The sequence below is a fragment of the Pseudomonadaceae bacterium SI-3 genome (genome assembly GCA_004010935.1).
Taxonomy (GTDB): domain Bacteria; phylum Pseudomonadota; class Gammaproteobacteria; order Pseudomonadales; family Pseudomonadaceae; genus Stutzerimonas.
Genome location: CP026511.1, coordinates 2,742,034 through 2,755,336 on the forward strand (window position 1 = coordinate 2,742,034; position 13,303 = coordinate 2,755,336).

The window sequence follows — 13,303 nt, forward strand, 5'->3', positions numbered from 1 at the left end:
ATTTAGAAAAAGTTTTTGATTTGTCCGAGTGTTTATTCGCCTGTAGCGGACCGCCTGGACGCCGACAGCTGCGCGGGCTGCTCTTGGATACAAAACGGATACGCCTTGAACGGAACGCGGCTGGGCGAAGGCCCGAACGGCACGACCGGCATATCGCTGATTCGCCGAATCACATGCCGCAATTCATCTCGCCAGTGCTTGGGCCGGATACCAAATGCCTCCTCGATGAGCGAACAATCGAGCACGGACCAGGCTGGCCGCAACGCAGCCCGAGGCAGGCTCGAGCTAGGCACCGACTGCACACGGGGGGCCGTATCGATCAACCCCGCCGATTCGGCTTCCTGGAACACCTGAGTGGCGAACTCGGCCCAGCTGCACGGAGACGCGCCGCTATAGTGATACAGGCCCCACTGGAGATCGCCGTCACGGCAATAGCGCAAAGCCAGTTCGATCAGTACGCGTGCAACGCTGCGGGCTCGGGTCGGGCAACCGATCTGATCGCTGACGACGGAGATCTCCTCCGTCTTGTTGCCCAGATTGAGCATCGTTTTGACGAAGTTGTTTCCGCGTTCACCGTAGATCCAGCTGGTCCGCAGAATGAGGTAGCGGTCAAGCGTCTGGCTGATGACCTGTTCGCCCGCGAGACGTGTGGAGCCGTACACGCTGTTCGGCATCGCCTGGTCGGTTTCACGGTAGGGCTTGTCAGCGTCACCGGAAAATACGTATTCACTCGACAGATGGAACAAGGGAATACCGAACTGTCGGGCGGCTGCAGCCAGGTTGGCAGCGCCGTCGCGGTTGACCGCCTGAGCCTGTGCCACTTCCGCTTCGGCGTGATCCAGGTTGGTGTACGCCGCTGCGTTGATGATAAGGGCAGGCTTATAACGCTCGATGGCCTCGCGAATGTGCTCCGCGCGGGTAATGTCCAATGCCTGGCGAGACAAGCCGATGGCATCCAGCCCGAAGCTGGCAGCCTGATTGGTCAGACAATAGCCGACCTGCCCTTCCGCGCCACAGACGAGAACCCGCATGTTGGTGTGCCCCGTACGGATAGGCGTATCGGCCAACGCATCGGTGCGGGTAACCGCTACTGGGGCGGTATCTGGCGGCTGTTGGATGGTCTGCTCAGCTGCCTCGCCTGACCGCTTTGGGATTAGCTCACGCACGCTCACACCCAGCGCCTCAACCGGGGCGTCAGCGGCCTCAGGAACCGGTGCGAAGCTGAAGCTCTCCATCAGCCCGGTAAGGATGATGCGTGCCTTGGCAAACTGACCTCGCACCAGCATCGCAGCAACCAGGCCTAACCGTGATGTGAACAGGCCTAGCACCCGTCGCTTACGGAAATACCGGCGCGCCACGAACAGCTCGTTGCGTACCAGGTGCCGATGCAGCGCAATCCGACTGGGGTCGGGCTCGCGCAGAATGTCGATGGCACCGCTGACACGCCGCAGGTGCAGGACCTTGCTAGCAACCACGAGGTAACCCGGCGTGTCCTGGCTGATACGCAAAGTAAACTCAGTGTCGTCTCCCCACATGAACATCGGGGCCAACGGCACGCCGTGCCGGGCCAATGTTTCTCGCGGTACCAGGATCGATACATAGGTGGCTGGTCGCACCGGCACTACACCGAGGTGCAGCAACGCGGGCCAGTTTTCGTAATCAATGGCGTTGGTACGCTCATCGATTCGCGGCACGTTGGTGAGCAAACCCGCCTCGGTAAACGCCCTCGACAGCAAGAAGGAGCGTGGCTGTTTGTGCTCAGCGAGTCGCTGATCAGCCTCGAGCAGTTTTTCCAAGGCATCCGGTTCAGGGATGACATCGTCATCCATCATCCAGACAAAATCAGCGCCCTGCTGATAGGCCATACGAAACCCGGCACTGAAACCACCCGAGGCGCCGGTATTGCGGGACAGCACGTACACCTTGAGATTGGCAACTTCTGAGTCGAGCAACACCTCTTCGGTCCCATCGTTGCTGGCGTTGTCGACCACGATGATGGCGTCACACGGACGGCTCTGAGCACTGATCCCTTCCAGACAGCGCTTGAGCAAATCCTTGCGTTTGTACGACAGCACGACAGCGTATATCTGATCCATTAGAGCGCTCGGCATCCGAATAAGGAGGTTGGGTCTAAACCCGACAGACGACCCGACTCTTTGGCGGTCGCGGGCGCTGCGGTGCGTGATGGGCTTGAGCCACTACGCTCAGCTCTGACCTAGGAAGATCAACGGGGTTCAGTGAATTGCAACCAAATATGGCGGACTAGATCGCACCAACGCCGATCCTTGTGAGAAAGCCGAATGGCCGCTGACGCACCGGCTTCCTATCGCCTGGGGCATCAAGCTGAACTCAGGCCCAGGTTATTCGCAGCGTGTGGGGACGCTACCAGCAGCGGCCTGCCCGAGGATCTGATGGCAGCATCGAGCAATCCTCGAACTCAACGCGCCTGCCCTGTTCAGATGAATAAGCCACCAAAACGGAGAAGCAGAATGAAGAGACCTTTTATAGCGCTTATCAGCTTGGCGTTCGCTCTGCCTGCCCTCGCTCAGGAGCCTCTGGTCGTCAAACGTTTGAACGGTATGAACCTGGAAGTGGAAGAACTGGGAGTACCGCAAGCGTCCTCGGACAAAGTCGATTTGCGCGGCGTCCCCGCCGTCAAGATTACCAACCACAGCCAGGAAATTGCGTCGTGCCAGTTCCACGCCTTACCCGAGGAAACCGTGATGACCGCTGCGCCCGCAATGTCGATTAGCCCAAACGAGCAAGCCGTGGCCAGGGTGCCCGGCAAGTATTCGAGTGGTGGTCCGATTGCCTTGTTGGTGTGCCAGCCGGAGGGCGTATAGCTTCGGTTGGCAATGATCGGAATCAGGTACGGCAACCCCGACACGCCGCTTGGTCGGCACACTTCATCAGGAGACCGTCATGAACAAATCCTTTTTTACGTCACTGGCAGTGACCACGTTGCTTGCCGCCGCCGCACAACCGGCCTTGGCCCAGTGGCCAGCCGGCACCCCGCGAGAAGACACCGGTTCGCGCCCAAGCCCTATGGGTGTTCCTACGCCCATGAAAAAGCTTGAAACCCACCGCAATGAGCGAGGACAGATCGTCACCGAGGACGGCCGGCTAGTTCAAGGCATGCCGGAGCGCGACAGCGTCCCGAACCGCAACCTGCACAAGACCGAGCAGGAAACAGTGACAGAGGACGAATCGCACTACTCCGCGACGCCTGGCGAGCTGGAGTAGCCCAACGGCAAATGATGGGAAGCGTTTGCTTAGCCAGTGAGCCCCACGTGTCGACGATACTGAAACGGCGCTTGGGGCCTCTCACAGCCCACCACTAGAGCCAGACGCAGCGCCAGCGCCGCCCGACCTCATGTCGTTCGGCGATGGCTCGGCCAACTGGCCAATTCCGCTCAACAAACTTGGCTCAATGGCCGATTCAGGAAAGCATTCAATGAGCCGCTCGATGCTGGCTGGACGACTGATCACCGCTTTGTCGATCAGCCTTCTCTTGGCTGGCTGCGCCGGGACCGAACGTCTCGACACAGCAATGGCAACAATCAACCGGGACTACAGCCGCCTACAGGACGAAGCCTTGCTGCTCAACATCGTGCGCCGCAGCGTTTCGTTACCCGCCCACTTCACTACCGTGACGACCATCCGTGGCCGCAGCCGCCTTTCGGCTGGCGCCAACCTGACGCTGCCGTTCGGGGGCGACGCGCCATCAGACTTCAGCTTCAACCCCCACATGGCGATCGAACAAGGGCCAGGGTTCGACGTGTCGACCCAGGACAACCAGGAGTTTTACCGCGGCTATGTGGCGCCGATCAGCACCACCTCTCTTGCTTTCATGCTGCGCCAGGACTACGCACCGGAGCTGATTCTGTCCCTGTTCCTTGAAAGCGTGCATTTCCAAGGTCCGAACGGAACGGAGCGCTTCTACAACAATCCGTCGAAGATCAGCGATTTCAAACGATTCCAGCAAGTGGTGAGCCGCCTTGTCGACCAAGGCATCACCATGGAAAGCGCCTTTCTCGTCAGCCGCTACGGGCCAGAACTTGAACTCAAGCAAGCGCCCTCCATCGACCAGTTGATTTCCGCACGTAAAGAGAACCTGGCCGTCAGCACGCGAGGCAATAATCGCTACCAGCTCACCGAATCGGTTGAAAGCGCCCGGTTCTGCTTCGTCCGTCCTCAGGAGAACCTGTTCCAGCTTGCCCGGTGCAAACTGGAAAGCCGAAAGGAGTTCCAGCTGGGCGACCCGGACTTCTTCGGCAGCGTCGGTGGCGGCCGTGTGTATTTCGAAGCCGAGGGCATCGGCAAGGTCGAGTTGCACACCCGCTCACTCGCCGAAGTGTTCGACTATCTGGGCGAGTGCGTGCGGGAGCAGGAAGCCAACGGCACCTTGCTAACCGTCAGAACCCACGCCGGGCAGCAGCCGATCATCCGCGTGGAGCAAGGAATGACGATGAACGCGATGGTCCGCGCCGAATTTGCGGGCGACGAATACTGGATCCCCAAGGGGGCAGACGGCGGACAGTCCGGGGCCGTCCTTTCGATGGTTTCGCAATTGCTGGCACAGGCCCAATCGGTTGAGGACATGCCCATCAACAACACCATCAATCTGATTGGGCAGTAACCGTTGCGGCTGTATGACCTCATGTCGATAACTGAATTTTTTTTAGAACTCTCAGAGCTGACGGGGTACGAAAACTATGTCAGCGCCATCCTCTGGTGATGACTACCCAGTAATTTGCAGAGGAGAAGCAGCATGAACATGAAATGGCAAAAAGCAGTTGGTGGTATCGCCCTGGCAGCGGCCCTTGCAGGCGGCTCGGCCATGACTTACGCGGCGGATATGGACTACAACACCTGGGATGCCGATAAGTCCGGCTCCGTGGACTACAACGAGTGGGACACCGGGTTCGACAATCAAGGGATGTTTTCCCGTTGGGATGCTGATCGAAACGGCACACTCTCCGATGAGGAATATGGCCAAGGCGTCTACAACAGCTATGACCGCGACAAGAGCGGCGACTGGAACGAGGAAGAGTACAACCGCTTCCGTGATGACGCCGGCGATGAAGGCTGGCTCGACGTCTGACGTTGCCGCGTTAGCTTCAATCGTGATGTAGCAGCCGCCCCCTCATGGGGGCGGTCGTGTTTTCGGGCTTCGACTTTCTCCAGCGCGAAGCCAGTCATCGCGCCAATGGATGGAACGTCCCGCGCAAGACAGGCTCCCATTTTTGGTCTGCTGATCGATCAATGGGAGAACCTCAATGACACAACAATCGCAACACAACCGCAGCATCCACCTCGCCTCGCGCCCGCACGGTGCACCCACCGCCGATAACTTTCGGTTGGAAACCGGTCCGGTGCCGAGCCCCAACGACGGGCAGCTGTTGCTGCGTACCGTTTATCTCTCGCTGGACCCCTATATGCGCGGCCGCATGAGTGCCGGGCCGTCCTACGCGCCACCCTTGGAAGTGGGCGATGTGATGGTCGGCGGTACGGTTTGCCGGGTCGTAGAGTCCCGCCATGCCGACTACAAGGAAGGCGACTGGGTGCTCAGTGGCAACGGCTGGCAGGACTATGCTGTTTCCGATGGGACCGGCGTGCTCAAACTTAGCCAGGACATGCAGCACCCTTCCCATGCCCTCGGTGTGCTGGGCATGCCCGGTTTCACCGCCTACATGGGTTTGCTCGATATCGGCCAGCCCAAGGCCGGCGAAACGCTGGTGGTGGCCGCAGCCACCGGCCCCGTTGGCGCTACTGTCGGACAGATCGGTAAGCTGAAAGGCTGCCGGGTTGTAGGCATCGCCGGTGGTGCTGATAAATGTCGGCATGCGGTCGAAACGCTTGGCTTTGACGCCTGTATCGATCATCACGCCGAAGGTTTTGCGCAGCAATTGGCGGACAACTGCCCAGACGGGATCGATGTGTATTTCGAGAACGTCGGCGGCAAAGTATTCGATGCCGTGCTGCCACTTCTCAATACCAGCGCACGGGTACCGGTCTGTGGCGTCGTTGCGCAGTACAACAGCACCGACCTGCCAGACGGCCCGGACCGTTTGCCATTGCTGCTCGATACCATCCTCAAGAAGCGCATGCGCATGCAGGGCTTCATCATCTTCAACGACTACGGGCACCGCTACGACGAATTCGCCCGTGACATGAGCGCGTGGTACGCCGAGGGCAAGATCAAGTATCGCGAGCAGGTCGTCCAGGGATTGGAAAATGCGCCCGAGGCGTTTATCGGCCTGCTCGAAGGCAAGAATTTCGGGAAACTGGTGGTGCAGGTTTGCGAGGCCTAACGCCTTTCTAGCCGTTCGGCGCGGGTAAGCACGGCTCGTTTGGTGGATAGAAGCGGAACGTCACCCGCCCCGCTCAACGGCCGAAGTAGGAGTCGGCGGCGCCCAACTATCCGTGGGCAGCCGCCGCCTCATTATTTTCGCGAGCAAGGACTCGGCGTTCCCGTCGCGCCTAACGCTGCACCAGCGAAACCGCATGATTTTGTAGGAGCGAGCTTGCTCGCGATCCGTACTCAACCATCAAGCGAATCGGGCCTGCTCAGCCTTGACCTAGCCCAGCAGACAGTTCGCAGCGGCGCGCATCCCTAGCCTGTTGCAGATGCGGCGGCCGCACGCCAGGGATCGGCTTGGCCAAGCGAATCTTCAGGAACTCGGTAACGTCCGCATTGAGGCCCCGCCCTCCTCCATAAGGAAAGTTGTTGTCGTTGGTGACTAGCAAGGTGCGCGCATCCAGCGGCAGCACGCTTTCGATGGTCACGTAGGGAAAGGTGAACGACCGCTGGCCGTCGCCGTTCAGGTCGTCGGGGTCGGCCAGCTGCATGAGGTCGACCACTTCGGTTTTATGCACGGCACCACCACTGGCGACACCACGGATGTCGATCAGGTAGATCTTCTTGAACGGGGTGCCGTTGGTTGCGGTAGCGCCATTGCGCTCGATGACAAGAAAGCGTGTCTCGTCGATGGCGGTCATGTCACCGATGGCGTGCTCCGGCGCCTGCAGGCGATAGAAGAACACCTTGCCGCTATAGCGCTCCTGATCGATGTCGAACTCGTTGATTCGCAGTGTGCCGGCCGGATCGCCGCTGACGGACTTTTCCAACAGCGCGTACAGCCGATCGCCGCGCGGGTTGATCGCCATGCCTTCGAAGCCACCTGACCCACCCAGATTGGCGGTTGCGCGCCCAGCCACTACGTCCGCATGCTGCGGCGCGTAAACGCCCGGTAGCGAGATGGCGCTACGGGTAACGGTGCCGGAGGCATCGGTCTTCACCAGGTACGGACCGAACTCATCACCAAACCACATGGCGCAGTTCTTGTCGCGGCGCACGGACTCGACGTCCAGGTCGGCGCCCGTCAGCAGGCGACCGAAATCGATGGCACTGTCTACGCGCGGCTTGGAGCCGTCGTTGTAATAGAAGCGGTAGTCGGCCTGAATCGGCAGTTCCAGCTTTTGATTGATGTCGTTGAGCGTCAGGCGCGACGGATGAGTGAAGCGAGCCAGCGGCGCACCACTGAGATAGTCGCTGGCGCTGACCTTGCCGCTGCCGCCGCTGGCGGTACGGAAATCCGGCCGCACGCTGTAGAGCCGCAACAGCGCATCGGCAGAGTTCGTTTGCCCACCGAAGCCGTTGTCGGTCATGAATATAAAGCTGTTTTCATCTGCGCCCGGCAGCACGGCGGAAAAGCCCTGTACCGGCTGGCGGTTTTCATAGGGTGGCGCGAAGGTGCCGTAGGGGTTCGCGTTGGCCATCTGACCCGACGTCGGGCCGTCGGAGAACGTATCGGCAGGCATCATCGCCCAACCCTCCAGGGTATTGGTGGCAGCCATGGCGGGGGCAGAGATCGCAGCGGCAAGCGCCACGACCAGCGGCTTCGGGATTCGCATGTTGGGTGTCTCCATCCGTTTGGAGCCTGCGCCGTGCGACATGCGCGGCACTCTGGCACCGGAGAACCACCTTAGAAAGTCACTGTGTCAGGAATATGGCTATAGCTGAATAAGCGTCATTACGCCGGCACCGTTCGGCGAAAAGCACCTTACGCCTAGCCCCAAAGCGCGTCAGGCGACCTCATGCCCTCGCGCCGCCTGAGCGAGATAGAACCAGGTCTGAGTATCAAGTTGCAGCTCGGCGCCCAGTAGCGCTTCCTCGATTCGCTCCCAGCGTAGGCTACCGAGGATCGGGACCGGCTTGCCGGGCAGCTTGCGCAGCCAGGCCAGGGCGACCTGATTGGCTGTGGCATTCAACGCCGCGCCAACCTCGTCGAGCGCACGCAGCAATTCAGGACCGAAACGTCCACCGCCCATCGGCGACCACGCCAGCACATGCACTCCTTCGCTCTCCATGGCGTGCAACCGACCATCCCACGCGGCGTCCTGCGCCTGCAGTGACAGCTCGATCTGGTTGCAACGCAGCGGCAGCTCCCGCGCCAGCGTCTGGCAGTGCAACAACTCCGCATTGGAGACCCCGAGCCAGCCGATCTTGCCGCTGCCGACCAGATCATCCAGCGCCCGCGCGACTTCATCGACCCGCAGCAAGGGATCGGGGCGGTGCAGCAGAAAGCCGTCGAGGCGCTCCACGCCCAACCGCTTCAACGAGCCCTCCACCGCCTGGGTGAGGTAGTCCGCCCGGGTGTTGTAGTGCTTGACCTGCCAGCGCGAGCTGTCCTGCGCAGCGGGCACGATGTCGGCCTTGCCGATCAGCTGGACCTGCTCGCGCAACGCCGGGCGCAGTTGCAATGCTGCGCCAAAATGCGCCTCGCACTCACCAGCACCATAGATATCGGCGTGATCGAAACCGCTCAGGCCGCGCTCCACACAGCGCTCGATGAAGCCCAGCAGCGCCTGCGGCTGCGCCAGTTCGGGGTATTGCATCAGGCGCATCATGCCCAGCAAAAGAGGTTGTTCGACGACCTTGTTCAAGTGATCTCCAGTTTCGTCAGGGGATGAGGCCAGCCGCAAGGATAACGATGCCGCGACCGGAAGGTCGTGTACTGACCGGTCCCAGGACGCAAGGTTCTGCTCCCTGATCGCAACGCTTGGCGAATCGCCCCAAAAAAGGGAGCTTTTCGCGAAGACCGCACCTTTGTGGTTCAGCTTTGACTGTGGGCTGAAGCCCACCCTACAAAAGCCTTGCCCCGTAGGGTGGGCTTCAGCCCACCAACCCCGTGCAGCTCCGCCCTCACGCCCTGCTTTAAGGTCGCTGGCACGCAACCTGCTATGGCCTATGCAAAGCCTGCCGACCAATTCGGCAGCATCTCCCGCGGTCAACGAAGACCATCAGCCACGAGTGGCACGGGACGGGTGCACCGGGCAACGTCGCTCGCCAGCACCCCACAAATCCTAATACCAGGCAAAGGCGCCTGGAGCTGCACGACAGCTCCAGGCGCCTTTTTTGTTTTTGTACGACGACACCGCACGCGGTGTCGACGGAGGAACCGGTCATGAACGCAATCGTCACCCCGCTCAAAAGTGAAACGCTGGTCGTCATCGGCAACGGGATGGTGGGTCACCACTGCGTCGAGCAACTGATCGAGCGCGGCGCACTGAGCCAGTACCAATTGCATGTCTACGGTGAAGAGCGTCAGCGCGCCTACGACCGGGTGCACCTGTCCGAATACTTCGGCGGCCGTGATGCCGACTCACTGGCCATGTGCGATGCCGACTATTACGCCGCCCACGGCGTGCATATGCACCTTGGCGTGCAGGTGTTGGAAATCGACCGTGAACGCAAAGAAGTGGTCACCCGCGAAGGCCGCCAGCCCTACGACAAGCTGGTTCTGGCGACTGGTTCCTACCCGTTCGTACCGCCAATTCCGGGCGCCGAGGGCAATTCGCGACTGGTCTACCGCACCCTGGATGATCTGGACGCCATCCGCGCCGCCGCCAGCAACGCCAAGCGCGGCGTGGTCGTTGGTGGCGGACTGCTCGGGCTGGAAGCGGCCAATGCGCTCAAATCGCTCGGCCTCGAAGCCCATGTGGTCGAGTTCGCCCCACGCCTGATGCCGGTGCAGCTGGACGAGGAAGCCGGCAAGGCGCTCAAGGCCCGCATCGAAGCGCTGGGCGTCGGCGTGCATCTGTCCCGCGCCACGCAGGAAATCGTCATCGGTGAGGAATACGCCTACCGGATGAACTTCAACGATGGCGACCATCTGGAAACCGATCTGATTGTCTTCTCCGCTGGTATCCGCCCGCAGGACGCGCTGGCCCGCAGCGCCGAACTCGACGTCGCACCGCGCGGTGGCATCGTGATCGACGCTGACTACCGCACCAACGACCCGTCAATCTTCGCCATCGGCGAATGCGCCTCCTGGAACGCCATGGTCTATGGGCTGGTCGCGCCGGGGTACACCATGGCGCGCAATCTGGCCGCCCTGCTCTGCGGCGAGCCGCACCAGCCCTTCAGCGGTGCGGACATGTCGACCAAGCTCAAGCTGCTCGGCGTCGACGTCGGCTCCATCGGCGATGCCCACGCCGCCACACCCGGCGCCAAGAGTTATCGCTTCATCGACGAAGCCAACGCCAGCTACCGCCGCCTGGTGCTGTCCGAAGATGGCAAGCGCGTCATCGGAGCCGTGCTGATCGGCGACAACAGTTACTACGACACCCTGCTGCAGTACGCGCAGAACGGCATCAAGCTGCCGGCAGATCCGTCCAGCCTGATCCTGCCGCTGTCGGATGGCGCACCGACCTTGGGCGCCGATGCCCTGCCCGACACCGCAACCCTCTGCTCCTGCCACAACGTCACCAAGGGCGCGGTGTGCTGCCAGGTCGACGCGGGCATCACCGATCTCGGCGAACTGAAAGCCGCGACCAAGGCCGGCACCGGCTGCGGGGGTTGCAGCGCGCTGCTCAAGCAGGTGTTCGAGCACGAGCTGACCGCTCGTGGCGTCGAAGTCGACAAGAGCCTCTGCGAACACTTCGGCCATACCCGCCAGGAGCTGTACGGCATCGTGCGAGTCGAAGGCATCATCAGTTTCGCTGAGCTGTTGGCCAAGCATGGTCGAGGTCATACCGGCTGCGACATCTGCAAGCCGGCGGTGGGCTCGATCCTCGCGTCTTGCTGGAACCAGCCGATCACCGACCCGGGGCTGATCCCGCTACAGGACACCAACGACACCTTCATGGCGAACATGCAGAAGAACGGCACCTATTCGGTGGTGCCGCGCATCGCCGGCGGTGAGATCACCCCGGACAAGCTGATCGCCCTCGGTGCAGTCGCGAAGAAATATGACCTCTACACCAAGATCACCGGTGGCCAGCGCATCGACCTGTTCGGCGCGCAGCTGCACGAGCTGCCGGATATCTGGGGTGAGCTGATCGAGGCCGGCTTCGAAACCGGCCACGCCTACGGCAAATCCCTGCGCACGGTGAAATCCTGTGTCGGCAGCACCTGGTGCCGCTACGGCGTGCAAGACAGCGTCGGCATGGCGCTGCGCCTGGAGGATCGCTACAAGGGCCTGCGCTCGCCGCACAAAATCAAGTTTGGTGTCTCCGGCTGCACCCGCGAATGCGCCGAGGCACAGAGCAAGGACATCGGCGTCATCGCTACCGAAAACGGCTGGAACCTGTACGTGGCCGGCAACGGCGGCATGCGCCCACGTCACGCCGAGCTGTTCGCCACCGACCTCGATGATGAAACGCTGATTCGCTACATCGACCGCTTCCTGATGTTCTACATCCGCACCGCGGACAAGCTGCAACGTACCTCGGTGTGGCGCGAATCCCTCGAAGGCGGACTCGACTATCTCAAGGAAGTCGTCATCGACGACAGCCTGAATCTCGCCGCTGAGCTGGAAGCGCAGATCCAGTTGGTGGTCGACCGCTACGAATGCGAGTGGGCCAACGCCATCAAGGATCCGGAGAAGCTCAAGCGTTTCCGCACCTTCGTCAACGACCAGCGCGGCGACCCGGACGTTCACTTCGTCAGGGAACGCGGCCAGCGCCGCCCAGCACATGCACACGAACTTCACCTGATTCCCGTTACCGAGGAGGTGCTCTGATGAGCCAGTCCAACGCCGTACGCATGCAACCGAGTGAAAACGTCAGCTGGCGGGCGCTCTGCAGCCGTCGCGATCTGGTCGCCAATTCAGGCGTGGTCGCCTGGCTCGATGACGAGCAGGTCGCACTGTTTCACCTGCCCGAAACCGAGACGGGTGAACAGGTCTTCGCCATCGCCAACAAGGACCCGAAATCGGGCGCCAATGTCATCGGCCGCGGCATTCTGGGGCAGCTCAAGGGCGACCTGGTGATCGCCTCACCGCTGTACAAGCAGCACTTCCGCTTGGCTGACGGCAGCTGTCTGGAATACCCGGAACAGCAATTGCAAGTCTGGCCAGTACGCCTCAATGGCGATGCGGTGGAGATCGCCGCGGCCTGACCGCGGCCCGGCACAACGAGCAGCGATACGCCTACGGCAGGGATGCCCCTGCTTTGCCAACACAACCAGAGAACCGAAAAATGTCCTACATCGTGCCCTCGGAATTCGTCACCAAAATGGTCGACGCCGGTGAATCAAAGGTTTTCATGTCCACGCGGGACACGTTGATACGTGCCTTCATGGCGGGCGCCATCCTGGCACTGGCTGCGGTGTTCGCCGTGACCATCACCGTGCAGACCGGCTCGCCGCTGGTGGGCGCAATGTTGTTCCCGGTCGGTTTCGTCATGCTTTACCTGATGGGGTTCGACCTGCTCACCGGCGTGTTCGTCCTCACGCCGCTGGCCTTGCTGGACAAGCGACCGGGCGTAACCGTCAACGGCGTGCTGCGCAACTGGGGGCTGGTGTTTCTGGGTAACTTCGGCGGTGCGCTCACCGTCGCCTTCATGATGGCCTTCGTCTTCACCATGGGCTTCTCCACCGATCCGGGTCCTGTGGGCGAAAAGATCTCGCACGTCGGCGAAGCGCGGACGCTGGGCTATGCCGAGTTCGGCGCCGCTGGCTGGTTCACCATCTTCCTGCGCGGCATGCTGTGCAATTGGATGGTCTCGATGGGCGTGGTCGGCGCGATGATCTCCACCTCGGTCAGCGGCAAGGTCATCGCCATGTGGATGCCGATCATGCTGTTCTTCTTCATGGGCTTCGAGCATTCGGTGGTGAACATGTTCCTGTTCCCCTCGGCGATGATCATGGGCGGCAACTTCTCGATCATGGATTACATGGTCTGGAACGAAATTCCCACGGCGCTGGGCAACCTGGTCGGCGGCCTGGCCTTCACCGGCCTGACGCTCTACACCACCCACGTGCGGACCGCACCGAAGCGCGCGTTGGTACGCTGAT

General features: G+C 61.3%; 11 protein-coding genes. 8 read left to right on the forward strand and 3 right to left on the reverse strand.

Features of this window, described 5'->3' with window-relative positions:
* Nucleotides 1-32: 32 nt before the first annotated feature.
* Nucleotides 33-2,096, reverse strand: a complete 2,064-nt coding sequence (gene rfbD, locus C1896_12785; GenBank protein ID AZZ45689.1) for a dTDP-4-dehydrorhamnose reductase — start codon at nt 2,094-2,096, stop codon at nt 33-35.
* Between the two features lie 393 nt (nt 2,097-2,489).
* Here rfbD and C1896_12790 point away from each other — a divergent pair, with 393 nt between their 5' ends.
* The 5 genes from C1896_12790 (at nt 2,490) to C1896_12810 (ending at nt 6,314) form a co-directional block, all read left to right on the forward strand.
* A complete protein-coding gene (locus tag C1896_12790; protein AZZ45690.1) occupies nt 2,490-2,843 on the forward strand; it encodes a hypothetical protein in 354 nt (117 codons plus the stop codon).
* Nucleotides 2,844-2,922: 79 nt separating this feature from the next.
* The gene (locus C1896_12795) at nt 2,923-3,243 is read left to right on the forward strand and encodes a hypothetical protein (protein ID AZZ45691.1); all 321 of its coding nucleotides are present in this window, start codon (nt 2,923-2,925) and stop codon (nt 3,241-3,243) included.
* 130 nt (nt 3,244-3,373) lie between these two features.
* Nucleotides 3,374-4,639 carry a hypothetical protein gene (locus C1896_12800; GenBank protein ID AZZ45692.1) on the forward strand — a complete coding sequence of 422 codons (1,266 nt, stop codon included), beginning with the start codon at nt 3,374-3,376 and terminating at the stop codon, nt 4,637-4,639.
* Between the two features lie 132 nt (nt 4,640-4,771).
* Nucleotides 4,772-5,104 (forward strand): hypothetical protein, encoded by a 333-nt coding sequence (locus C1896_12805; protein ID AZZ45693.1) that lies wholly within the window; start codon nt 4,772-4,774, stop codon nt 5,102-5,104.
* A gap of 175 nt (nt 5,105-5,279) precedes the next feature.
* On the forward strand, nt 5,280-6,314 hold the full coding sequence (locus C1896_12810; GenBank protein AZZ45694.1) for an NADP-dependent oxidoreductase: 1,035 nt from the start codon (nt 5,280-5,282) through the stop codon (nt 6,312-6,314).
* Nucleotides 6,315-6,570: 256 nt separating this feature from the next.
* Here C1896_12810 and C1896_12815 read toward each other — a convergent pair whose 3' ends face one another.
* Both C1896_12815 and C1896_12820 read right to left on the reverse strand, forming a co-directional pair.
* Nucleotides 6,571-7,917: a PEP-CTERM sorting domain-containing protein gene (locus C1896_12815; GenBank protein AZZ45695.1), complete on the reverse strand. Its 1,347-nt coding sequence runs from the start codon at nt 7,915-7,917 to the stop codon at nt 6,571-6,573.
* Between the two features lie 171 nt (nt 7,918-8,088).
* On the reverse strand, nt 8,089-8,913 hold the full coding sequence (locus C1896_12820; protein AZZ47662.1) for an aldo/keto reductase: 825 nt from the start codon (nt 8,911-8,913) through the stop codon (nt 8,089-8,091).
* 557 nt (nt 8,914-9,470) lie between these two features.
* On the opposite strand from C1896_12820, the gene C1896_12825 reads away from it, so the two are divergent.
* The 3 genes from C1896_12825 to C1896_12835 all read left to right on the forward strand — a co-directional run bounded on the left by C1896_12825 (nt 9,471) and on the right by C1896_12835 (nt 13,302).
* Nucleotides 9,471-12,029, forward strand: coding sequence for a nitrite reductase (NAD(P)H) (locus tag C1896_12825; protein AZZ45696.1), 2,559 nt, complete (start codon nt 9,471-9,473; stop codon nt 12,027-12,029).
* Entirely contained in the window at nt 12,029-12,406 is a 378-nt protein-coding gene (nirD, locus tag C1896_12830) for a nitrite reductase (NAD(P)H) small subunit (protein AZZ45697.1), read from the forward strand. Before C1896_12825 ends, nirD begins: the two co-directional genes overlap by 1 nt.
* Nucleotides 12,407-12,486: 80 nt before the next feature.
* Complete coding sequence (locus tag C1896_12835; protein ID AZZ45698.1) at nt 12,487-13,302, forward strand: formate/nitrite transporter family protein; 816 nt, start codon at nt 12,487-12,489, stop codon at nt 13,300-13,302.
* Nucleotide 13,303 lies beyond the last annotated feature (1 nt).

What these genes read in the sequence shown, in the direction of transcription:
- C1896_12810 (AZZ45694.1), top strand. Translation starts at nt 5,280, where the DNA reads ATGACACAACAATCGCAACACAACCGCAGCATCCACCTCGCCTCGCGC.
- C1896_12790 (AZZ45690.1), top strand. Translation starts at nt 2,490, where the DNA reads ATGAAGAGACCTTTTATAGCGCTTATCAGCTTGGCGTTCGCTCTGCCT.
- nirD (AZZ45697.1), top strand. Translation starts at nt 12,029, where the DNA reads ATGAGCCAGTCCAACGCCGTACGCATGCAACCGAGTGAAAACGTCAGC.
- C1896_12835 (AZZ45698.1), top strand. Translation starts at nt 12,487, where the DNA reads ATGTCCTACATCGTGCCCTCGGAATTCGTCACCAAAATGGTCGACGCC.
- C1896_12805 (AZZ45693.1), top strand. Translation starts at nt 4,772, where the DNA reads ATGAACATGAAATGGCAAAAAGCAGTTGGTGGTATCGCCCTGGCAGCG.
- rfbD (AZZ45689.1), bottom strand. Translation starts at nt 2,096, where the DNA reads ATGGATCAGATATACGCTGTCGTGCTGTCGTACAAACGCAAGGATTTG.
- C1896_12795 (AZZ45691.1), top strand. Translation starts at nt 2,923, where the DNA reads ATGAACAAATCCTTTTTTACGTCACTGGCAGTGACCACGTTGCTTGCC.
- C1896_12820 (AZZ47662.1), bottom strand. Translation starts at nt 8,913, where the DNA reads ATGATGCGCCTGATGCAATACCCCGAACTGGCGCAGCCGCAGGCGCTG.
- C1896_12825 (AZZ45696.1), top strand. Translation starts at nt 9,471, where the DNA reads ATGAACGCAATCGTCACCCCGCTCAAAAGTGAAACGCTGGTCGTCATC.
- C1896_12815 (AZZ45695.1), bottom strand. Translation starts at nt 7,917, where the DNA reads ATGCGAATCCCGAAGCCGCTGGTCGTGGCGCTTGCCGCTGCGATCTCT.
- C1896_12800 (AZZ45692.1), top strand. Translation starts at nt 3,374, where the DNA reads ATGTCGTTCGGCGATGGCTCGGCCAACTGGCCAATTCCGCTCAACAAA.